Consider the following 22,024-nt stretch of genomic DNA (forward strand, 5'->3'; position numbering starts at 1 on the left):
TGCTCCATCCGAAGTAGGAGAGAGCTTCGATACCAGTCGGTATATAAACCTGGGGTTCATCTAGTCAACATACTTTTGTACCGGCCGGTATTTTTCCCGCAGCGCGGTAGAAACCGTGTCTATTTGGTCGGCCACATCAGCATGCTGGTCTCGACGAGCTGTTTCAGCTCGACGCAGGTTGCACCCGATCCAGCCTGGATCGACAGACCCTGCATGATCGCGAACAGGTAGCGCATCAATGCGTGCGACTCGAGGCCCTCGGGGAACTCGCCCGCCGCCTTGGCCTCGTCGAACCGCTTCATAAGCGCGGCTTCGGACGACGCGCGGCGCTTCGCGACTTCGGCCCTGATGGGCTCGGCTTCGGCGCTGCACGCAACGCTGCTGATGACGCTGAGACACCCCTTGGGATCGCAGGTGCTCATCTGCATCTGGAGCGCACCGCGCAGCAGGTTTTCCGCTACGGCACGCGCGGTCGGTGCGGCCAGCGCAGACGTCATATAGGCCAGCTTCTCGCGCTCGTAGAGGTCGAGTGCCTTGTGGAACAGCGCCTCCTTGTTGCCGAACGCCGCATAGAGACTGGGCTTGGTAATGCCCATCTCTGCGGTCAGTTCGGCCATCGACGCGCCTTCATATCCGTTGCGCCAGAACACGCGCAACGCACCCGCCAGCGCTTCGTCGAGATCGAACTCGCGGGGGCGGCCCTTGGGGGCGGTGAGCGTGCAAAGCCTATTCATACCGGTCGGTATATAGGGACGCACGGCGAAACGTCCAGCGAGTAGAACGCTTTGGGCTCGGCTCTGCTCAGCGGGGGAGCAGGCACGGGGTTGCCGTTCCGATCATCGCAGGCGAGGATACGCGCGTGTCAGGGGAGTAGATCATGCAACGTCGGACTTTCATCGCGGCTTTGCCCGCCGCCGCGCTGTTGCCGGCGATGTCGGGAGCGCAGACCGGCACGCGAGGCACGCCGGGTAGTCAGGGCGCGCAAGGACCGGGGCAGGGTGGTGCGCCGCAACCCGCAACTGCCGCTGAAGCCCCGTTGCCGCCGGTGTGGGAGGCCGGGCAGGATCGCTTCATCCGCCCCGACGTGCATGCGGGCGATCGCCCGGTCGGCGCGAGTTTCGCATCGCGCACCGCGGCTTACGGCCTGAACGGTGCGGCGGGGACCGCACATCCGCTGGCGACGCAGGCGGGGATCGATATCCTCAAGCGCGGCGGCTCGGCGGTCGATGCGGCGATCGCGATCAATGCGTGCCTCGGATTCCTGGAGCCGACGTCGAGCGGGATCGGCGGCGATGCCTATGCGATGATCTGGGATCCGAAGCTGAAGAAGGTCGTCGGGCTCGCTGGATCGGGCAAAAGCCCGCGCGGCCTGAGCCTGGAGACGGTGCGGGCGCGGGCGAAGAACGGCGCGTTGCCGGCGCTTGGCGCGCTCAGCGTCTCGGTGCCGGGCGCGGTCGATGCGTGGTGGCAGATGCACCAGCGCTACGGCAAGCTGCCCTGGGCCGACCTGTTCCAGCCGGCGATCGCGCATGCCGAGGCGGGCGCGCCGGTTCCCGACATCATCGCTTATTATATCCGCCGCAGCCTGGTTGCGTTCCAGCGGCCCGGCAACGGGCTGGAGGAGGTCGCCAACGCGCTGCGCACCTATGGCCTGGCAGACGGCAAGGGGCCGGCGCTGGGGCAGGTGTTTCGCAACCCCGATCTCGCGCGCACCTATCGCGCGATCGCCGCGGGAGGCCGTGATGCGTTCTATCAGGGCGATCTGGCGCGGTCCGCCGACCGGTATTTCAAGCGGATCGGCGGGTGGCTGCGGTACGAGGATCTTGCCGCGCATCGCTCCGAATGGATCGAGCCCAACCAGACCGACTATCGCGGGACGACGGTCCATGCGCTCGGCGCGAATACGCAGGGACTGGCGACGTTGCAGATGCTCAACATCCTCGAACGCTTCGATCTGAAGAAGGCGGGGTTCCAGTCGGCGCTGTCGATCCACCTCCAGGCGGAGGCCAAGCGTTTGGCGTACGAGGACCGCGCTCGCTATTACGCGGACCCGCATTTCGCCAAGCAGCCGGTCGAGTGGCTGATCTCGAAGGAGTATGCGGCCGAACGCGCGAAGCTGATCCGGCCCGACCGGATCCTGACCCCGGTCTATCCGGGGCAGGCACCAAGCCGTGGTGACACCACCTATTTCAGCTGTGCCGACAAGGACGGACTGATGGTGTCGATGATCCAGTCGAATTTCCGCGGCATGGGATCGGGGCTGGTGGCGGACGGGCCGGATGGACGGACGTTGGGCTTCATGTTCCAGGATCGCGGGCAGCTGTTCAGCCTGAAGGACGGCCATCCCAACATCTATGCGCCGGGCAAGCGGCCGTTCCAGACGATCATTCCGGGGTTCGCGACGCGCGGGGCGATCCGTGGATGAGCTTCGGCGTGATGGGCGGCGACATGCAGCCGCAGGGGCAGACGCAGATCATCGTCAACCGCGTCGATTACGGGCTGGAAATCCAGTCGGCGGGGGATTCACCGCGCTGGCATCACGAGGGATCGTCGCAGTCGATGGGCGAGGATTCCGCGGGGCTGGGGCCGACCGGGTTGCTCAGGCTGGAGAGCGGCGTGCCGCTGGCGACGCGGAAACGGCTCGCGGAGATCGGCTGGACGATCGGCGATCCAGATGGCGGGTTCGGGCGCTACGAATGCGTCGAGCACCGCATGGATGGACCTACGCGCGTGTATGCGGCGGCGAGCGAGATGCGCGCGGATGGGTGTGCGCTGGCATATTGAGGCAGCTTGTGTCCCCGCGAAGGCGGGGACCCAGACTGGGCTCCCGCCTTCGCGGGAGAACAAGGTTCGTCCGGCTCAGCGCCCTACGGCGGTATAAGTAAAGCCGGCCTGTTCGACGTCGGTGCGCTGATACACGTTGCGGAGATCGACCATTACCGGCGCTACAAGCAGCCCCTTCAACCGGGGAGATCGAGCGCGCGATACGCGTCCCACTCGGTCACGATCACCACCGCGTCGGCGCCGTCGGCCGCATCATAGGCGTCGGTGCAGTATACCAGATCGGGCAGCATCGCCTTGGCCTGCTCCATGCCTTCGGGATCATGCGCACGTACCGTCACGCCCGCATCTGCCAGTGCGGTCGCGATCGCCAGGCTCGGGGCGTCGCGCATGTCGTCCGTGTTCGGCTTGAAGGTCAGACCCAGCAGCGCGACCGTCTTGCCGCGCGGGCTGTCGCCGAGCGTCGCCAGCACTTTGCGTCCCATCGCGCGCTTGCGGCTGTCGTTCACCTTCACCACTGCTTCGACGATGTGCACCGGAGTCTGGTAGTCTTCCGCGGTCTTGAGCAGCGCCAGCGTGTCCTTGGGGAAGCACGAACCGCCATAGCCTGGTCCTGCATGCAGGAATTTCTTGCCGATCCGGTTGTCGAGCCCGATCCCGCGCGAGACGTCCTGGACGTCGGCGCCGACCGCTTCGCAAAGGTCCGCGATCTCGTTGATGAAGGTGATCTTGGTCGCGAGAAACGCGTTGGCCGCATATTTGATCAACTCGGACGTGCGCCGGCCGACGAACAGGATCGGCGATTCGTTGAGATATAGCGGGCGATAGACGTCGCGCATCACCTGCTTGGCGCGCTCGTCCTCGGTGCCAATAACGATCCGGTCGGGGCGCTTGAAATCGCCGATCGCGGCGCCTTCGCGCAGGAATTCGGGGTTCGAAACGACCGCGACGTCGATGTCGGGCCGCTTCTCGCGCAGGATCGCCTCGACCCGGTCGCCGGTGCCGACGGGCACGGTCGACTTGGTCACGACCACGGTTGGACCGGTGATCGCCGCCGCGATTTCCTCGGTCGCGGCAAAGACATAGCGGAGATCGGCATGCCCGTCGCCGCGCCGCGACGGCGTGCCGACAGCAATGAAGATCGCATCCGCGCCCGCTACCGCACTGGCGAGATCGGTCGTGAAGGTAAGGCGGCCCGCGGCGACGTTGGAGGCGACGAGCAGGTCGAGCCCGGGTTCGAAGATCGGCATGCGGCCGGCATGAAGCGCGTCGATCTTGGCCTGATCCATGTCGACGCAGCAGACGTCATGCCCAAAATCCGAGAAGCACGCGCCGGAAACGAGACCGACATACCCTGAACCGATCATTGTGATGCGCATATTCACGTTCCTCGAGACCCGAGCTCCCTATTGGGATAAACGAGTGGGCATGCAAGCGACCTGCGGGTGACTTGTAAGGACCGGGGCAGGAGGGCGGCGACGGCTTTGCCGGTGGGGACATCGGTGCCGATGCCAGAGCCGACGGCAAAGGCCGTGCGGATGAAACGCGCCTTTGGAGACCCGCCGCGATCGCGCAACCAAACGCCGCGGCGCCGGTTGATCTCACATCATTATCCTTCACCGCAAAAGGAGCGATAGCATGGCCGGGGACATCAAAAGCGCAATCGACGAGGGCGTTGCACAGAACAAGGCGGCGACGGACCGCGCGGCCCGCGCCGCCAAGGATGCAACCGACACGATGCAGGCTGGCGCAGAGCAGGCTCGCAACGCGTTCTCCGAGAAGGTTCTCGATCCAGCCAAGCGCGCCGGTGAGGCGATGAAGGAGTCGGGCGGGAAGATCGCCGAGGGCGGCGCGACGATCGGCAAGACGATGATCGACCAGGCCGAGCAGAATGCGCGCGAGGCGTTCGCGGCGATGCGCGAGGCGGCCAGTGCGAAGGATCTGACGCAGGTCATGAAGATCCAGGGCGATTACCTCCGCGAGCAGAGTCAGCGCAGCATGAGCCAGGCGCGGGAGATCGGCGAGATGATCATGAAGTTCGGCAAGGACGCGGTCGCACCCTTGCGCGGCGACGGCCCGAAGTGACGGATCGCGGATCTGGCACTAGGCGCCGATGATCTGACGGGCGGCGGCCAGTGTCTGTCGGGGTGGAGCGGCGTACGGACGAGCAAGAACGCCGCCGCTCCGATAAGAAGACGGAGTAGTGGACCGCCAGCCTTGAAGTTTTTCTCCGCCGGTGTTGCACCCGCCACGGCAACGCGCGATTGCGACGGTGCGTAATTATCGAGTGGAAGATGGATCGGGCCGTTCCCTTATCGCGAGCTACGCGAACCAGTGTGATGCTCAAGGCCGATGTGTTTCGGCTCAATCACAGCGCCGCTGAAAGTCATCGCGTGACCAATATCTCGGAAACCGGGATCTGCATCGTGCAGCCGGATGGCCTCGTGGTGGGTAGCGTAGTGGTCGTCGCGATCGGCCAGGTCCAGTCGGCCCCCGCGGACGTCGTCTGGGTGCGAGGTGGACTGGCGGGATTGAAGTTCCATACGCCGATCGACGTCGCGCGCGCGCGATCGCGGCGGGGTGCTGACGAAAAGGTCACGCCGCCTGCCGCGGGCTGGCTTGCGGAGTTGAACAACCCCTACGAGCGGTAGCCGATACGTTCGCCTCGCTGGCTTTCAGGTCAGTACCTCGAGCGTTCCCAGGGCCGGTGCGAGCTCACCCACAACCCGTCATCCCAGCGAAAGCTGGGATATCCCCGTGATTACGGGTGCGTGCTGCCACACAAATATCCCAGCTTTCGCTGGGATGACGAGTTGAGGGTCGATGACGGGCTTTGGGTCGATTGACGAGTTGTGGGTCGATTGACGATTTGGAAGGCCCCGGGGGAGCAGACAGGCCGTGCGGCCCTACCGCCCCCGCGCCCGTCACCGCCCCTGGAGCTTCCCCAGGATGCTCATCGACTGTTCGGAGCCCGACTGCGGCACGATCTCGCCCGCGCGGTCGATGATCGCATCCCAGTGCGCCGCGACGCCCTCGACCGACAGATCGTCGCCGGTGAGCAGCTTGCCCTGCGTCAGCGTCACGTACGCCGCCTGGAACACGCCAGCGCCGGCACCGACGATCATGTTGGTGGGGGCATCCTCCGACACCAGGAATACCGCGGCGGGCGCGACCTTGTCGGGGGAAAAGGCCTTGAACGCTTCCTCGGGGAAGATGTCCTGCGTCATCCGCGTGCCTGCGGTCGGCGCGATCGTGTTGACCTTGATGTTGTTCTTCGCACCCTCGATCGCGAGCGTCTTGGTCAGGCCGGCGAGGCCGAGCTTGGCGGCGCCGTAGTTCGCCTGGCCGAAATTGCCGTAGAGACCGGTCGACGACGCGGTCATCAGGATGCGGCCGTAATTCTGGCTGCGCATCGTGTCCCATACCGCCTTGGTGGCGTTGGCCGAGCCGTTGAGGTGGACGTCGACGACGAACTTGAAGTCGGCGGGTTCCATCTTGGCGAAGCTTTTGTCGCGCAGCACGCCGGCGTTGTTGATCAGGATGTGGACGCCGCCCCATTTTTCAGAGGCGCGCGCGACCATCTCGACCATCTGGTCGTAATCGGTGACGCTGCCGCCGTTCGACATCGCCTCGCCGCCAGCCGCTTCGATTTCCTCGACGACTTTCAGCGCAGCGTCGGAATGGCCCGTGCCGTCGCGGGCGCCGCCGAGATCGTTGACGACGACCTTCGCGCCACGGCGGGCGAGCTCGAGCGCGTATTCGCGGCCCAGACCGCCGCCAGCGCCGGTGACGATCGCGACGCGGCCCTCAAAACCTATAGACATGGAAAAGGCGCTCCTCTCTTATAGTTGGAGCGCCTTTCCTAGAACGTAAAGCTGTCTACGCAAGCGGCAGGATCACCTGCCGCCAGCGCCTGGCCGGTTACTTGCCGCCGCGGTTGCGGCAGCCGTCCTTCACCGTCTTCGAGCACACCGGATACTCGGCGGGTGCTGGCGTCGGCGGCGTCACAGTCGGCTGACCGAACGTCACGCGGCCTGCGCCCGGTGCCATCGGTGCGGCTGCCATCGGTGCCGCAGCCTGATCGGCCGGGGCCGCCATTGCAGGGTCAGCAGGCGCTGCAGGATCGGCGGGTGCAGCCTGATCGGCCGGGGGTGCCTGCATCGCGGGATCGGCCGGTGCGGTCTGCGCGGCGGGGTCTGCCGGCGGCGTCGTCTGGGCAATCACGGGCGACGCGAGAAGAGCGGCGGCGGCGAGAAGGATGGACTTCATATGAATCTCCTAAATGGGTGCACCATTTTGGTAGCGCGACGTCTGAACGCACTAAGTCGCGCTTGGGTCCTTCGTTTCGCATCCGATTCCATTCGTCCCGCCGCTAGACCCATAGCGGGACAGAGTCCTTATCCCCCGTATCGAGCGAATAGCCGGCCGAACGAACAGTGCGGATGATGTCCGGACGCTCGCCTACGTTGATCGCCTTGCGTAGCCGCCGGATGTGCACGTCGACCGTCCGGCTCTCGATATCCGAGTCATGCCCCCACACCGCATCGAGCAGCCGTTCGCGCGAGAACACCCAGCCCGGATGCTCGAGGAAATGCTTGAGCAGCCGGAACTCGGTCGGCCCTAACGACACGACTTCGCCCGAGCGACGGACCTTGTGGCCGACCGTATCCATCTCGATGTCGGCATAGCTCAGCGCTTCACCGGCGAGGGCAGGGCGGACGCGGCGCAGCACGGCCCCGACGCGGGCGACGAGTTCGCGCGGCGAGAACGGCTTGGTCACATAATCGTCGGCACCAGTCTCGAGGCCACGGACACGATCTTCTTCCTCACCGCGTGCGGTGAGCATGATGATCGGCACGTTCTGCGTCTCGGGTGCGCGGCGAAGGCGACGGCATACCTCGATCCCCGAAAGCCCTTCGACCATCCAGTCGAGCAGGACGATATCGGGCACCTTCTCCTTGGCCAGCAGCAGCGCTTCCTCGCCATCCGGAGTATGCGCGATCTCAAAATCCTCGCGCTTGAAATGCCAGACCAGCAATTCGGCGAGGGCGGCGTCGTCCTCGACCAGCAGCATCTTCGCGCGTGCCATTATGCCTGCTCCTTCTTTATGCCGCGTTCGCGATCGACCATCTGCGTGCCGGTCGCGGCGAAATAGACCATCTCGGCGACGTTGGTGGCGTGATCGCCGATCCGCTCCAGGTTCTTGGCGACGAACAGCAGATGCGCAACCTGGCCGATCGTCCTGGGATTCTCGACCATGTAGGTGACGAGCGTGCGGAATATGCTGTCGTAGAAATCGTCGAGCGCATTGTCGCATTCGACGACGCGGACGGCTTCCTCGGGATCGCGCGCGGCAAACGCGTCGAGCACGTCGTGGACCATCTCGCTCGCCATTCGGCCCATCGCCGGCAGGATCGAGATCGGCTCGATCCGGTGCTCGCTCTCGATCATCGGCACGCGCTTGGCGATGTTCTTGGCGTAATCGCCGATCCGCTCGACGACGCCGGCGATCTTCAGCGCTGCGACCACCTCGCGGAGATCGACCGCCATCGGCGCGCGCAGTGCGATGATCCGCACCGCGAGTCGCTCGACCTCCGCCTCGATGACGTCGATCTGCTTGTCGGCGACGCGCACTTGTTCCGCGAGCGCGAGGTCGTTGCGTTGCAGCGCCTGCATCGCCTTGTCGATCGCGTCCTCGGCGAGCCCGCCCATCTGCGAGATCAACCCGCGGAGCTCGCCGATGTCGTTGTCGAAGGCCTTGACCGTATGCGTGTTCATGGTCGTTTCCCGACTCAGCCGTAACGGCCGGTGATGTAATCCTTGGTCCGCTCTTCGCGGGGATTGGTGAAGATGTCCGAGGTGTTGCCGTATTCGACCAGCGTGCCGAGGTGGAAGAACGCGGTCTTCTGGCTGACGCGCGCGGCCTGCTGCATGTTGTGCGTGACGATCACCATGGCGTAGCGGCCGCGCAGTTCGTGGATCAGCTCCTCGATCTTGGCGGTCGCGATTGGATCGAGTGCCGAGCAGGGTTCGTCCATCAGGATGACCTCTGGATCGACCGCGATCGCGCGGGCGATGCAGAGCCGCTGCTGCTGGCCGCCGGACAATGCCGTGCCGCTGTCGCTTAGGCGATCCTTGACCTCGTCCCACAGGCCCGCACGCCGGAGCGACTTCTCGACGATCCGGTCGAGGTCCGCTTTCGCACCGGCCAGCCCGTGGATGCGCGGGCCGTAGGCGACGTTTTCGTAGATCGACTTCGGGAACGGGTTGGGCTTCTGGAACACCATGCCGACGCGGGCGCGGAGCTGCACCACGTCCATGTCGGGCGAATAGATGTCCTGGCCGTCGAGCTTGATCTCGCCGGTGACGCGCGCGCTGGCGACGGTGTCGTTCATGCGGTTTAGCGTGCGCAAGAAGGTCGACTTGCCGCAGCCGGACGGGCCGATGAACGCGACCACCTCGTCCTGGTCGACGTCAATCGAGACATCGTTGATCGCCAGCTTGCTGCCGTAGGCGACGGAGACGTTGCGCGCCGTCATCTTGAGAATCGGCATTTTCAGGTTCTTGGTCATCACCAGCGTGTCTCGAATCGGTTACGGAGGTAGATCGCGACGCCGTTCATCGCGAGCAGGAAGACAAGCAGGACGATGATCGCCGCCGACGTCTTTTCGACGAAGCCGCGACTGACCTGATCGGACCACAGGAAGATTTGGACGGGCAGCACGGTCGCCGGATCGTTCAGGCCCGACGGCGGCGCGGCGATGAACGCGCGCATGCCGATCATCAGCAGCGGTGCGGTCTCGCCCAGCGCGCGCGCCATGCCGATGATCGTGCCGGTGAGGATGCCGGGCAGTGCGAGCGGCAGGACGTGGTGGAAGACGACCTGCACCGGCGATGCGCCGACGCCGAGTGCTGCATCGCGGATCGACGGCGGGACCGCCTTGATCGCGTTGCGCCCGGCGATCACGATGACGGGCATCGTCATCAGCGCGAGCGTCAGGCCACCGACGATCGGCGCCGATCGCGGCATGCCGAACGTGCCGAGGAAGACGGCGAGCCCGAGCAGGCCGAAGATGATCGACGGGACCGCCGCGAGGTTGTTGATCGAGACCTCGATCAGGTCGGTCCAGCGGTTCTTCGGCGCATATTCCTCGAGGTACAGTGCCGACAGCACGCCGATCGGGAAGGCGAGCAACAGCGTAACCGCCATCGTCAACAGCGATCCCTTGAACGCGCCCCAGATCCCAACGCGGGTGGCGTCGGTCGAGTCTGCGGAGGTCAGGAACCCGGCATTGAACCCGCGCGACACCGCGCCGCGGGCGTTGAGGCGTGCATAGGTCGCCTCGGCTTCGGGCGTGCCGACACCCTTGGCGGCAACGTCGATCGGGCTGGAGACGGGGACTTCGAACACCGTCCTGCGCTGGAGCAGCGACGGGTCGGCCTTGATCGCATCGCGCACCACCGCCCACGCGCCGTCGGACAACAGGTTCGCGCCGTCCTTGCCGTACGCGGTGCTCGCTGCGGCCAGCACTGTGCCTTCGAGGCCGGCACCGGCGAGCGCGAGATCGGCGCCGCGTCCGACCAGCCGCGAAGGCTCGATCGGCAGTTTTGCCGCCGCGAGATCGACCGGCAATGCGACGCGTGTCTCGACGAACCCGCTCGCGCCCTGGCTCAGCATCGAGAAGAGCAGGAAGGCGAGGAAGGCCGCGGACATCCACACCGCGGCGAGCCCGGCGAATCGGAAGCGGCGCTCCGACGCGTAGCGACGGCGGATGCGCGATTGCATCGCCTGCGTCGTCCAGTCTGTCGGCACGCGGCGCACTGGCTCGGCCGTGCTGATTGGCAGGGGGTGACGAGCGTGTCAGTCATAGGCTTCGCGGTACCGTTTGACGACGCGGAGCGCGACGATGTTGAGGAGCAGCGTGACGACGAACAGCGTCAGGCCCAGCGCGAACGCGGCGAGCGTCTTGGGGCTGTCGAACTCCGCCTCGCCGGTAAGCAGGTCGACGATCTGCTTGGTCACCGTGGTGGTGCTGGCGAACGGGTTGAGCGTCAGCGTGGCGACGCCGGACGCGGCCATCACGACGATCATCGTCTCGCCGATCGCGCGGCTCACGGCGAGCAACACGCCGCCGACGACGCCGGGGAGGGCGGCCGGGAGCAGCACGCGGCGGATCGTCTCGGACGAGGTCGCACCCATCGCGAGACTGCCGTCGCGCATCGACGAAGGGACCGCGGCGATCGAGTCATCCGCCATCGACGAGACGAACGGGATGATCATGATGCCCATCACGAGCCCCGCGGCGAGCGCGCTTTCGGACGACGCCCAGCTGATCCCGATCGACACCGCGAGATCGCGCACCGCGGGCGCGACCGTCAGTGCCGCGAAATAGCCGTAGACGACGGTCGGCACGCCCGCGAGCATCTCAAGGATCGGCTTCATCCATTTGCGTGTCGTGGGTTTGGCATATTGCGTGAGGTAGATCGCGCTCATCAGACCGAACGGAATCGCGACGATCATCGCGATCACCGCGCCGATGAAGAACGTCCCCCAGAACAACGGCACCGCGCCGAGCGACGCGCCCGGATCGCGCGCGTCGATCACCTGCGGGCTCCAATGCGTCCCGAACAGGAAGTCGGTGATCGGCACGACCGAGAAGAACCGCACCGATTCGTACAGCAGCGACGCGACGATCCCGACGGTGGTGAGGATCGCGATCAGCGACGCGCCGAGCAGCGCGAGCATGACGACCCGCTCGATCTGAGTCCGCGCGCCGAAGCCGGGCTTCACGCGCGTGAACGCGAACGCGCCACCGGCAAAGGCGAGCAGCAACGCGGCGGCGGTGGCGATCCAGTCGTAGCGCGATTGCGCGGCGGCGTAGGACGGGGCGAGCGTCTGCGCGAGACCGTGGAATGCGCCGAAGCTGCGCCCCTCGGCGAGGCTGCGCGCTTCGGACAGGATCGAGGCGCGGTCGAAGCCGGGTGGGGGAGCTGGATCGCCGCCGGGGTGGCGAGGACCGCATCGGTGACTAGCGCGGGCGACGTCACCGACCACACCACGAGGAACACGAGAGGCGGGATCGCGGTCCACAGCGCGACGTACCAGCCGTGATGCGAGGGGAGTGAGCTGAACCTGGCGGTGGAACCGGCGCGGAACCGCGTGGCGCGGACGCGCGCGGTGAGCCAGCCGATCAGGCCTAGCCCGGCGACGAGGAAGAGGAGTGCGATGGCGGACATTATGCTTCTTGCCCGCCATGATTGGTTGCGAGCATACGCACCACCTCACCGGCCGCCACCACGGCGAAGGCCGGGGCCCAGGTGGAAAGGTCGAGGTAACTATGCGCATCGCCAACCAATGCAACGGTGCCCAACTGGGCCCCGGCCTTCGCCGGGGTGGCGGCGGTCGCTGGGGTGGTTGCCCTGTTGTGTGAACCAAACGTCGCCAAACCCCCGTTCCCCCGCGGACGCGGGGGCCCAGCTAAGTTCCGATATCGAGCTTGGCCCCTGGACCCCCGCTTTCGCGAGGGAACCGAAAAGAAGGCGGGCGTAGTGAACAGGAAACCGATCACGACAGCACCGCCGGATCCAGCACCGTCTCGTTCGTGATGATCGCAGCCGACCGCGCCTGGATCGCGGCCGGCGCCGCGATCAGCCCGCGCTTCACCAGCGGCCCGCTTGCACCCCAATTCGCCGCATACAGCTTCAACAAGTTTCGCAATCCCGGAATGGCGGTCAGATGCGCCTTCTTCACATAGATATAGAGCGGCCGAGACCCCGGATACGCATTGTCCGCGATCGTCGCATAGGTCGGCGCGACGCCTGAGATCGACACGCCGTTCACCGCGTCCTTATTCTCTTCGAGGTAGCTGTACCCGAACACGCCAATGGCATTCGGGTTCGACTGCAATTTCTGGACGATCAGATTGTCGTTTTCGCCCGCGTCCACATACACCCCGTCCTCACGCACCCGCGTGCAGAGCGCCTTGTGGGCATCGGGATCGGACTTCGCGAGCGGCTTGGCCGAAGGATCGCTCGCCTCGCACCCCTTGGTGAGGATCAGCTCGGCGAGCGCATCGCGCGTGCCGCTCGTTGCGGGCGGGCCGTAGACCTGGATCGGCACCGCGGGCAGGGCCGGGTTCACGTCACGCCAAACCCGTGCCGTGTTCACCTTGCCGCCCGGATTAGCGGCGAGCGCCTTGTAGAGGTCGGTCGGCGTCAGCTGCATCTTCGGGCCGTTCTTCGCCTCGGCAAAGGCGATGCCGTCGATCCCGACCTGGATTTCCATCACGTCGCGCACGCCATTCTCGGCGCAGCTCTTATATTCGCTCGCCTTCATCCGCCGCGATGCATCCTCGATATCGGGGTGCGCCGCGCCAATCCCTGCGCAGAACAGTTTCATCCCGGCGCCAGTGCCCGTCGATTCGATCACCGGTGCCTTCGCATCGGGATCGTTGGCGACGAGCTGTTCGGCGATCATCGTCGTGAACGGATAGACCGTCGAGGACCCGACCGCGGTGATCTGGTCGCGCGAGCCTGCACCGCCGCCGTTCGCCTGATCGACGCACGCCGTCAGAGCGCCCGTCACCGCCCCCAACACTCCTAGAAGAACGAACCGCTGCACCAGAATTCCCGTCATGCACCGGCCTTAGCGGTACTTAAGGCGATCCTGTGTGACAGTTGCGTTACCCTTTTATGACACCGCCTTTTGCCGCCACACCGCTTGGCGGCAGAATGACCGAGACGGTGGTGCCGACGCCGACCTGGCTGGCGATATCGAGCCGCCCGCGATGCCGCTCGACGATGTGCTTGACGATCGCGAGGCCGAGCCCGGTGCCGCCGAGCGAACGGCTGCGGCCTGCATCGGCGCGATAGAAGCGCTCGGTCAGCCGCGGAATATGGACCGCCGCGATGCCGTCGCCCTCGTCGCGGATCGAAAGGCGGATCATGCCAGCATCGTCGCGCTTCAGTGCGATCGTCACCGGCGTCCCCGCGCGGCCGTATTTCATCGCGTTGCCGATCAGATTGTGGAGCATCTGCGACAGCTGGACGCGGTCGCCTGATACCGCCGGCAGGTCCGAAGCGATCGTCGCGACCAGATCCTGCCCGCGATCGCCAGCTGCGTCGGCCAGTTCCTCGCGCGTATCCTCGACCAATTGCGCGAGATCGACGGCGCTGTCGGGCAGGCGGAACTTCTCCGCCTCGATTCGGCTCAGCGAGATCAGGTCCTCGACCAGTCGCTGCATCCGCCGCGCCTCGTCGTCCATCACCTTGAGGAAGCGCGCGCGCACGTCCGCATCTTCCCCCGCCTCGTCGCGTAGCGTCTCGATGAAGCCGAGGATCGACGCGAGTGGCGTGCGTAGCTCATGGCTTGCATTGGCGACGAAATCGATCCGCATCCGTTCGGCGGCGTAGTTGCCGGTCTGGTCAACGAGGTGGACGATCCGCTGGCCGTCCGATGCCTCGCTCAGCCGCATCTCCCAGCGTTGGTCGCGCGTGCCGAGCCCGACCAGTTCGATCGGCCGCTCGCCATCGATCGGTCCCGGCGTGCCGAGGCGCTCGGCCGCCGCCGGATGCCGGATCGCGACGCGCGCATCCTCGCCGAGGATATGCGCGCCGAGCAACGTCCGCGCCGCGCGGTTGGCGAGCGTCACGCGCCCGTCCTGCACCAGCAGCACCGGCGCGACGATCGCATCGAGCACGTCGTCGAGCACGGACGGCGCGGTATGCGCCGCATCGTCGGGGGCAGGCGCCTCGTCGCCAGTCCCTGCCGCGACCAGCGCGGCGGCGATCCCGCCGACCACCGCGACGATCGCACCCTGCACGTCGCGCGTAATCGCGAACACGCCGATCGATGCGACGACGACGACGACGATCGCCCAGAAGGTACGCAGGCCAAATCCCGACAGCATTGTAATCTCCAGGGCGCACAGACTGGGCGCTCGCCCGTCCTAGTTCGGTACGGTCGGCGCGGCTATATTGTCAGCGCTTCAGGATTGTGAAAGGGCTGCACTATAGCAGGGGCATCATGGACGATACGCGATTCACTCAGGACCCGCCTAACCCGGATGCCGCCGCAAGCGCCGACGTGCCGTCGCGGCGGCGCGTGCTGGCGCTCGGTGCGGTGACGGCCGGTGCGGTGATGTCGATCCGGCCCGCGCTCGCGCAGACCGCGGGGTCGGTACTGAACTGCGAAATACCCGTCCCCGATGCGAGCCGCGCAGGCAGCTACATCGATGCCGATGGCAAGGTCGTTCCCGCGCGTACCAGGGGGCGTTTCCCTCGTCGCCACGTCCGTTCAAGGGCGAAGAGGTCAAGCGCGCGATGGCCAATGGCAGCACGCTGCCCGGGACCGACTCCGAGCGCAGCCGCGCCTATGTCAAATATATCCGCCGGTTGCAGCGTGGCCAGGGCGGCTTCACCTGTTTCGCATCGCTGCAGATGCCGCGCGGCTGAGGCCGTGGATCATGCGGTCTATCGCGCACCGCCGAGCGATGGCCTGCTGATCGCACCGCTCGACGAGTTTACCGCGGTCTATCACCGTGCGTCGGGGGTCACGCATCTGCTGACCGACCCCGCGCCGCAGATACTCGTCGCTGTGCAGGATGGTGCTCGGTCGCTCGATGCGCTGCTCGATCGGCTTGGGCGCGACTATGACCTCACCGACGGTACCCGCGAGGCTTTGGCGGCGCGGCTCGAGGAACTGGTGGAGGCCGGGCTGGTCGAGCGCGCATGAGGCATGCCTTCTCCGTGCGGATCGGCCCGGTCGGCTTCCGCATCGGTTCGGACTGGCGCGCGCCGATCGCACACCTCGAGACGCTGTACCGCGATTATCCCAAGCCGCCGGACGGCGTGCCCGACTTCACCGTGCGCCTGTTCGCGCGTCGGCCTTGGCGGCGTTTCCTTCGCCCGTCGGTCGAGATCGGCGGTGATTACATGCTGCCCGAGGCTGCCCCGCTGCCGTTGCGGCAGGGGCTGCTCGCCGCCGAGATGGCGATGAACTTGCAGATGGCGCTGGGCGCGCGGCGGTATCTGTTGCTGCATGCGTCGGCAGTCGAGCGCGACGGGCGTGCGCTGTTGATGACCGGCATCTCGGGGGCGGGGAAGTCGACGCTCGCGACGCTGCTGGCGGCGAAGGGCTGGCGGTTCATGGGGGACGAGTTCGTGCTGCTCGATCCGGCGACCGGCCTCGTCCACGCGTTCCCGCGGCTGATCAGCCTGAAGAACGAGGGGATTGCTGCGGCCGAGGCGGCATGGCCCGAGGCGCGGATGGGGCCGCTGCTGCGCGCGACGCCGAAGGGCGACATCCGTCACATGGTCCCCGATGCGCGGGCGATCGCGGCGATGGACGTGCCCGCGCGGCCGGCGTTGCTGGTATTCCCGCGCTACGGGTTCGCGCCCGAGACGCGGTCGGTCCAGCCCGGCGAGGCATTCGTGCGGATGACGCAGGCCTCGACCAACTATGTCGCGCTCGGCGAGGCGGGGTTTCGCGGATTGACCGGGCTGATCGCCGACGTGCCCGCGATCGCGGTGGATTATCCCGATGGGCCGCGCGCGATCGAACAGGTCGAGGCCTTATGGGCGGACCTGTGACCGACGCCCGCATGCTCGCGCGGGCGCTGGCCGATCCGTCGAGCGTTGTCGGGCTCGATGCGGACGGCTGGACCGCGTTGCTGGCGATGGCGCGCGCGGAGCAGTTGATCGGGACGCTGGCGCTGCGGCTCGACGGCCTGGCGATGCCGACCGCGGTGCAGGCGATCCTCGCCGACGCGCGGGCCGCCGCGGAGCACGGCAGGCGCGCGGCGTTGTGGGAGGCGGAGATGGCACGGCGCGCGCTCGCCGCGGTCGACTGCCCGGTCGTGCTGCTGAAGGGCACCGCGTTCGTCGCGGCGGGGTTGTCGGCGGGGCAGGGGCGATCGATCGGCGATCTCGACATCCTGGCGCCGCGCGCCTCGCTCGACGGAGTCGAGGCGGCGTTGCTCGCGACGGGGTGGGAATGGGTGAAGCCCGACCCGTATGACGACGTGTATTACCGCCGCTGGATGCACGAACTCCCGCCGCTGATCCACCGCGATCGCGATCGGATGATCGACGTCCACCACACGATCCTGCCGCTGACCGCACGGATCACGCCCCATGCGGCGGCGCTGATCGAGGGGAGCGTGGCGCTTGAGAACGGCCTGCGCACGCTGTCGTCGAACGGGATGATCGTCCACGCCGCGGCGCACCTGTTCGCGGACGGCGATCTGGCGGGCGGGTTGCGCAACCTGTGGGACATCCGCTGTCTGGTCGACGAGTTCGGCACCGATGGGCTCGACGCGGACGCGCTTCATCACGGTCTGCACCGGGAGGTGGCGCGATCGCTGCGGCTGGTCGATGCGCTGTTCGGCGAGGGCCGCACGCGCGGTATCGATCGCCTCTACATTCGCCGCCTTACCGCGCGGGACGGCTGGGGCAGACCGACGCGCCCGCTGACCCGGTTCGCTTTCTATGTCCGCTCACACTGGCTGCGGATGCCCCCGGCGATGCTCGCGCGGCATCTCTGGACAAAGTTCAGGAAGGGGTGAGCCTGTCTCGGTCTCCAGAGCCGCTGCTTTACGCCCATCATCTCCCATCTCTCCCGTCGTCATCCCAGCGAAAACTGGGATCTCATCGTACAGGCCGCATCGCCCGCCAAGGGGGATGCCCCAGCTTTCGCTGGGGTGACGGGAATGGGGTGACGGGAATTCGGAGACGGCGGAGACCGGGAGGAGGACGCTGGGCTTCAGCTCGCCCGGCGTTAAGGCAATCGCGCGCCGCGCCCGCGCCGGGCCGCCCAGACAATCAGCAACACCAACGTGATCGCCAGCGTATCGGCGATCCAGTCGTGGATGTCGCAATCGCGGTGCAGCGACGGGATCGACTGCAGCACCTCGATCAGCGCACCGAGGAACGACAGCCGCTCGCCGATCCGGAACAGCCGCGCGGTCGGAAACGACAGCGCGGCCAGCAGCGCGATCGTCGCGAAGGCGAGCATGTGTCCAAACTTGTCGCCGAACTGGTCGAACGGCATATGCGGCGGCTTCGGCAGCAGCGCCATCGTCACCGCGAACACCACCGCCAGCACCAGCGCGATGCGCGTGAGCAGCGTCCGGCTCATGCGCCGAGCCTTTCCAGCGTCGGCAGCAGTTCGTCGTAGCCGTCGATCACCGCGTCGGCGCCAAGCTCGGCGACCGGCTGCATCAGGAAGCCGAAGCTGCACGCGATCGTCGGCAACCCCGCCGCCTGTCCGGCCTGGATGTCGAAGACCGAATCGCCGACGAACGCGGCGCGGCCACCGCCACACAGCTTCACCATCGCATGGATCGGCATCGGCGAGGGCTTCGACTCGGTCAGCGTGTCGCCGCCGAGGATACACGCGAAACGCTCGGTCAGCCCGAGTTCGGCGAGCACGGTCCGAGCGAACCGCTCGATCTTGTTGGTGACGATGCCGAGCGTCACGCCCTTCGCCGCCAGGGCGTCGAGCGCCTCGATCACGCCCGGATACGGTCTGGTATGCACACAGATATTCGCCTCGTAGTAAGCGAGAAGCTTGGCATGCAGCGTGTCGAGCATCGCCTCGTCATAGCCGCCGGTCGCAGTCAGGCCCTGCTTGAGCATATGCCGCGCGCCGCCGCCGATCATCGGCTTGACCTGCTCGACGGTAAGCTGTGGGCGGTCGACCGAGGCGAGCGCATCATTGACCGCGGCGGCAAGGTCTCCACTGGTGTCGAGCAGCGTGCCGTCGAGGTCGAACCCGACGATATCGAATAAAAATGCGTCATTGCACAGGGGCCTGCCAGCGACGCTATGGAATTGGCAAGGCTTTCGTGGCAGCGGTCCTTCCATGACGACGCATTCCAACGACCAACCGTTTCCGGCGCATCCGATCGCGGTGGTGATCCTCGCGGCCGGCAAGGGCACGCGGATGAAATCGGACCTGCACAAGGTGCTTCACCCGATCGCCGGGCGGCCGATGCTGCTGCATCTGGTCGCAAGCGCGGCGACATTGCACCCCGCGAAGACGGTCGTCGTCACCGGGGCGGGGCGCGAGCAGGTCGAGGCGGCGGTCGCGCCACACGGCATCGCCACCGCGCTCCAGGCCGAACAGCTCGGCACCGGCCATGCGGTGGCGCAGGCCCGCGCGGCCCTTGCCGGGTTCGAAGGCGACGTTCTGATCCTTTACGGCGACGTGCCCCTGGTCACCGCCGCGACGATGCAACGGATGATCGACCGATTGCACGGCGATGATATGCCTGCGGTGGCCGTGCTCGGCTTCCGCCCCGCCGATCCCGGCGCCTATGGTCGCGTCATCGCCGACGCTGCGGGCCGGATGGACCGGATCGTGGAGTATAAGGACGCGTCGGAGGCGGAACGTGCGGTGACGCTCTGCAATTCCGGACTGATGGCGGTGCGTTCGACCGATCTGTTCGCGTTGCTCGACCGGCTCGGCAACGACAATGCGGCGGGCGAATATTACCTTACCGATATCGTCGAGCTTGCTGCCGCCGCCGGCCGTTCGTCCGCCGTCATCGAAACCGGCGCGGACGAAGTGGCCGGCGTCAACAGCCGTGGCGAACTCGCCGGCGTCGAGGCTGCCTGGCAGGCGATGCGGCGCGCACAGGCGATGGCGGACGGCGTGACGCTGATCGCGCCCGACACCGTCTGGTTCGCGCACGACACGCAGCTCGGCCGCGATGTGGTGATCGAGCCCAACGTCGTGTTCGGCCCTGGTGCGCGGATCGAGGACGGCGCGACGATCCACGCATTCAGCCACGTCGAAGGCGCCACCGTTGGCAAGGGAGCCAATGTCGGCCCGTTCGCGCGCCTCCGCCCCGGCGCGGAACTGCACGCGGATGCCAAGGTCGGCAACTTCGTCGAGATCAAGAAAGCCGTTATCGGCGAGGGCGCGAAGGTCAGCCACCTGACCTATATCGGCGATGCGGACATCGGTGCGGGCGCGAACATCGGCGCGGGGACGATCACCTGCAATTACGACGGTTATTTCAAATACCGCACCGTCATCGGTGAGGGGGCGTTCATCGGTTCCAACTCGGCCCTTGTCGCGCCGGTCACGATCGGCGCCCGTGCGATCGTTGCGGCCGGCTCGGTCGTGACCGCGGATGTCGAGGCCGACGCACTCGCGTTGGTACGCCCGGAGCAGATCGCCAAACCCGCTTGGGCCAAGCGCTTCCGCGAGCGGATGATAGCCCGTAAGGCTGCCCGATAAGCGTGTTTCTGGAGTAAGATCGTATGTGTGGCATCGTTGGAATTCTGAGCGGCGAAGACGTCGCGGGTCGGTTGCTCGACGGTCTGAAGCGGCTCGAATATCGCGGCTATGACTCGGCGGGCATCGCCACCGATAATGACGGCGCGATCGAGCGTCGGCGTGCGTCGGGGAAACTCGTCAACCTGGCCAACGAACTCGCCGCGCATCCGCTGCCCGGGAAGACCGGTATCGCGCACACGCGCTGGGCGACGCATGGCGGCCCGACCACCAACAATGCGCATCCGCATGCGACCGGCGAAGTCGCGGTGGTCCACAACGGGATCATCGAGAACTTCAAGCCGCTGCGCGAAGAGCTGATCGCGCGCGGTCGCGTGTTCACCAGCGAGACCGATACCGAAGTCGTCGCGCATCTGGTCAGCGAGAAGGTCGAGGCGGGGATGGATCCAGTCTCCGCCGTCCGCGAGATCCTGCCGCGACTGCACGGTGCGTTCGCGCTCGCGATCCTGTTCCGCCAGCATCCCGACCTGCTGATCGGCGCGCGGCTCGGCTCGCCCTTGGTTGTCGGCCACGGCGACGGCGAGATGTACCTCGGCTCCGACGCCCTCGCGCTCGCGCCGCTGACGCAACGGATCGCCTATCTCGACGAGGGCGATTGGGTCGTGCTCACGCGTGACGGCGCCCAGGTCTATGACCGCGACAACGCGCCCGTCGAGCGTGCGATCACGATCTCGGGCGTCACCGGCGACGTGATCTCGAAGGGCAACCACAAGCATTACATGCTCAAGGAAATCTACGAGCAGCCGATCGTCGTCGCGCAGACGCTCCGCTCGTATCTCAAGCGGATGGAAGGCGAGATCACGCTGCCCATCCCCGAGTTCGACCTGTCGAGCATCAAGCGCGTGACGATCGTGGCGTGCGGGACGAGCTTCTATGCTGGCATGGTCGCCAAATACTGGTTCGAGCAGTTCGCACGCGTTCCCGTCGATCTCGATGTCGCGTCGGAGTTCCGTTACCGCGCGCCGGTGATGGAAGACGGCGGCTTGGCGCTGTTCATCTCGCAGTCGGGCGAGACCGCGGACACGCTGGCCGCGCTACGCCACGCCAAGGCCGAGGGCCAGAAGATCGCGGTCGTCGTCAACGTGCCGACCAGCTCGATGGCGCGCGAAGCGGATCTGCTGCTGCCGACGCATGCCGGGCCGGAAATCGGCGTGGCCTCGACCAAGGCGTTCACCTGCCAGCTTGCCGTGCTCGCTGCGCTTGCCGCAAACCTGGCGCGTGCGAAGGGGCTGCTGACGCGGGATCAGGAGCGCGAGATCGTCCGCCACCTCGCCGAGGCCCCTGCCGCGCTCAACGGCGCGCTTGCGTATGACGAGGCTATCGAGGCGATGGCGCACAAGATCGCGAGCGCGCGCGACGTGCTGTATCTTGGCCGCGGCACGGATTACCCGCTGGCGCTCGAAGGCGCACTGAAGCTGAAGGAAATCAGCTACATCCATGCCGAGGGCTATGCCGCTGGCGAGATGAAGCACGGACCGATCGCGCTGATCGACGAGCATGTCCCGGTCATCGTCATCGCGCCGTCGGGGCCGCTGTTCGACAAGACCGTCAGCAACATGCAGGAAGTCATGGCACGCGGCGGCAAGGTCGTGCTGATCTCGGACTATGACGGGATCCAGGCGGCCGGCGAAGGCTGCATGGCGACGATCACCATGCCCAAGGTCCACCCGCTGATCGCGCCGCTGGTCTATGCGGTGCCGGTGCAGCTACTGGCGTATCACGTGGCGGTGCTCAAGGGCACGGATGTCGACCAGCCGCGCAACCTCGCGAAGAGCGTCACGGTCGAGTAGCGTACGCGAGCGTTTAAATCCTCCCCCGCATGGGGGAGGTGTCGCCGGAGGTGACGGAGGAGGAGGAACGCGCAACAGCGGTAATTCCTTTCCTCCCCTCCGTCAGGCTGGCGCCTGCCACCTCCCCCTTGCGGGGGAGGATTGCAACATC

18 protein-coding genes and 4 pseudogenes are annotated in these 22,024 nt (G+C 66.5%); 9 read left to right on the forward strand and 13 right to left on the reverse strand.

The genetic code is table 11. From position 1 onward, the window contains the following. Positions 1–119 precede the first annotated feature (119 nt). Positions 120–734, reverse strand: a complete 615-nt coding sequence (locus tag QP164_RS18685; RefSeq protein ID WP_333924080.1) for a TetR/AcrR family transcriptional regulator — start codon at positions 732–734, stop codon at positions 120–122. 143 nt (positions 735–877) lie between these two features. Between QP164_RS18685 and QP164_RS18690 the strand changes: the two are divergent. After that, positions 878–2,784, forward strand: a pseudogene (locus tag QP164_RS18690) (gamma-glutamyltransferase family protein). A gap of 75 nt (positions 2,785–2,859) precedes the next feature. Here QP164_RS18690 and QP164_RS18695 read toward each other — a convergent pair. Next, positions 2,860–4,160: pseudogene (locus QP164_RS18695) on the reverse strand (UDP-glucose dehydrogenase family protein). 259 nt (positions 4,161–4,419) lie between these two features. On the opposite strand from QP164_RS18695, the gene QP164_RS18700 reads away from it, so the two are divergent. Then, positions 4,420–4,866 (forward strand): phasin family protein, encoded by a 447-nt coding sequence (locus tag QP164_RS18700; RefSeq protein ID WP_333924081.1) that lies wholly within the window; start codon positions 4,420–4,422, stop codon positions 4,864–4,866. Between the two features lie 254 nt (positions 4,867–5,120). After that, positions 5,121–5,432: a PilZ domain-containing protein gene (locus QP164_RS18705; protein WP_165886498.1), complete on the forward strand. Its 312-nt coding sequence runs from the start codon at positions 5,121–5,123 to the stop codon at positions 5,430–5,432. 273 nt (positions 5,433–5,705) lie between these two features. Here QP164_RS18705 and QP164_RS18710 read toward each other — a convergent pair whose 3' ends face one another. The 9 genes and pseudogenes from QP164_RS18710 to QP164_RS18750 form a co-directional block, all read right to left on the reverse strand. Then, a complete protein-coding gene (locus QP164_RS18710) occupies positions 5,706–6,605 on the reverse strand; it encodes an SDR family NAD(P)-dependent oxidoreductase (RefSeq protein ID WP_132896162.1) in 900 nt (299 codons plus the stop codon). Positions 6,606–6,702: 97 nt separating this feature from the next. Next, the gene (locus tag QP164_RS18715; RefSeq protein WP_132737757.1) at positions 6,703–7,050 is read right to left on the reverse strand and encodes a hypothetical protein; all 348 of its coding nucleotides are present in this window, start codon (positions 7,048–7,050) and stop codon (positions 6,703–6,705) included. 103 nt (positions 7,051–7,153) lie between these two features. Continuing rightward, positions 7,154–7,870, reverse strand: a complete 717-nt coding sequence (gene phoB / locus QP164_RS18720; protein ID WP_333924082.1) for a phosphate regulon transcriptional regulator PhoB — start codon at positions 7,868–7,870, stop codon at positions 7,154–7,156. Then, entirely contained in the window at positions 7,870–8,559 is a 690-nt protein-coding gene (phoU, locus tag QP164_RS18725; RefSeq protein ID WP_056057297.1) for a phosphate signaling complex protein PhoU, read from the reverse strand. The genes phoB and phoU overlap by 1 nt, the downstream gene beginning before the upstream one ends. 14 nt (positions 8,560–8,573) lie before the next feature. Next, positions 8,574–9,335 carry a phosphate ABC transporter ATP-binding protein PstB gene (gene pstB, locus QP164_RS18730; RefSeq protein ID WP_333924083.1) on the reverse strand — a complete coding sequence of 254 codons (762 nt, stop codon included), beginning with the start codon at positions 9,333–9,335 and terminating at the stop codon, positions 8,574–8,576. Between the two features lie 17 nt (positions 9,336–9,352). Continuing rightward, positions 9,353–10,567: a phosphate ABC transporter permease PstA gene (gene pstA, locus QP164_RS18735; RefSeq protein ID WP_333924304.1), complete on the reverse strand. Its 1,215-nt coding sequence runs from the start codon at positions 10,565–10,567 to the stop codon at positions 9,353–9,355. 75 nt (positions 10,568–10,642) lie between these two features. Then, positions 10,643–12,018: pseudogene (gene pstC / locus QP164_RS18740) on the reverse strand (phosphate ABC transporter permease subunit PstC). A gap of 328 nt (positions 12,019–12,346) precedes the next feature. Next, on the reverse strand, positions 12,347–13,417 hold the full coding sequence (locus QP164_RS18745) for a substrate-binding domain-containing protein (protein ID WP_333924085.1): 1,071 nt from the start codon (positions 13,415–13,417) through the stop codon (positions 12,347–12,349). 46 nt (positions 13,418–13,463) lie between these two features. Then, positions 13,464–14,690 carry an ATP-binding protein gene (locus QP164_RS18750; RefSeq protein WP_333924087.1) on the reverse strand — a complete coding sequence of 409 codons (1,227 nt, stop codon included), beginning with the start codon at positions 14,688–14,690 and terminating at the stop codon, positions 13,464–13,466. Between the two features lie 116 nt (positions 14,691–14,806). On the opposite strand from QP164_RS18750, the pseudogene QP164_RS18755 reads away from it, so the two are divergent. From QP164_RS18755 to QP164_RS18770, 4 genes and pseudogenes are all read left to right on the forward strand, one after another. Continuing rightward, positions 14,807–15,234, forward strand: a pseudogene (locus tag QP164_RS18755) (hypothetical protein). 4 nt (positions 15,235–15,238) lie between these two features. Next, positions 15,239–15,514 (forward strand): HPr-rel-A system PqqD family peptide chaperone, encoded by a 276-nt coding sequence (locus tag QP164_RS18760; RefSeq protein ID WP_333924089.1) that lies wholly within the window; start codon positions 15,239–15,241, stop codon positions 15,512–15,514. Continuing rightward, positions 15,511–16,371, forward strand: coding sequence for an HprK-related kinase A (locus QP164_RS18765; protein ID WP_333924090.1), 861 nt, complete (start codon positions 15,511–15,513; stop codon positions 16,369–16,371). The genes QP164_RS18760 and QP164_RS18765 overlap by 4 nt, the downstream gene beginning before the upstream one ends. Next, positions 16,356–17,345 carry a nucleotidyltransferase domain-containing protein gene (locus QP164_RS18770; protein WP_333924091.1) on the forward strand — a complete coding sequence of 330 codons (990 nt, stop codon included), beginning with the start codon at positions 16,356–16,358 and terminating at the stop codon, positions 17,343–17,345. Before QP164_RS18765 ends, QP164_RS18770 begins: the two co-directional genes overlap by 16 nt. A 212-nt stretch (positions 17,346–17,557) precedes the next feature. Here QP164_RS18770 and QP164_RS18775 read toward each other — a convergent pair whose 3' ends face one another. Next, positions 17,558–17,917: a hypothetical protein gene (locus tag QP164_RS18775; protein ID WP_333924092.1), complete on the reverse strand. Its 360-nt coding sequence runs from the start codon at positions 17,915–17,917 to the stop codon at positions 17,558–17,560. After that, complete coding sequence (locus QP164_RS18780; protein WP_333924093.1) at positions 17,914–18,645, reverse strand: HAD family hydrolase; 732 nt, start codon at positions 18,643–18,645, stop codon at positions 17,914–17,916. The genes QP164_RS18775 and QP164_RS18780 overlap by 4 nt, the downstream gene beginning before the upstream one ends. Between QP164_RS18780 and glmU the strand changes: the two genes are divergently transcribed. Together glmU and glmS are read left to right on the forward strand one after the other, a co-directional pair. Then, on the forward strand, positions 18,644–20,026 hold the full coding sequence (gene glmU, locus QP164_RS18785) for a bifunctional UDP-N-acetylglucosamine diphosphorylase/glucosamine-1-phosphate N-acetyltransferase GlmU (RefSeq protein WP_333924094.1): 1,383 nt from the start codon (positions 18,644–18,646) through the stop codon (positions 20,024–20,026). The two genes, QP164_RS18780 and glmU, sit on opposite strands and share 2 nt — an antisense overlap. 23 nt (positions 20,027–20,049) lie before the next feature. Next, positions 20,050–21,873 (forward strand): glutamine--fructose-6-phosphate transaminase (isomerizing), encoded by a 1,824-nt coding sequence (glmS, locus tag QP164_RS18790; protein WP_333924095.1) that lies wholly within the window; start codon positions 20,050–20,052, stop codon positions 21,871–21,873. The last annotated feature ends 151 nt before the right edge of the window (positions 21,874–22,024 follow it).

Origin of the sequence: Sphingomonas sp. LR59, from assembly GCF_036855945.1 — a bacterium.
Classification (GTDB): domain Bacteria; phylum Pseudomonadota; class Alphaproteobacteria; order Sphingomonadales; family Sphingomonadaceae; genus Sphingomonas.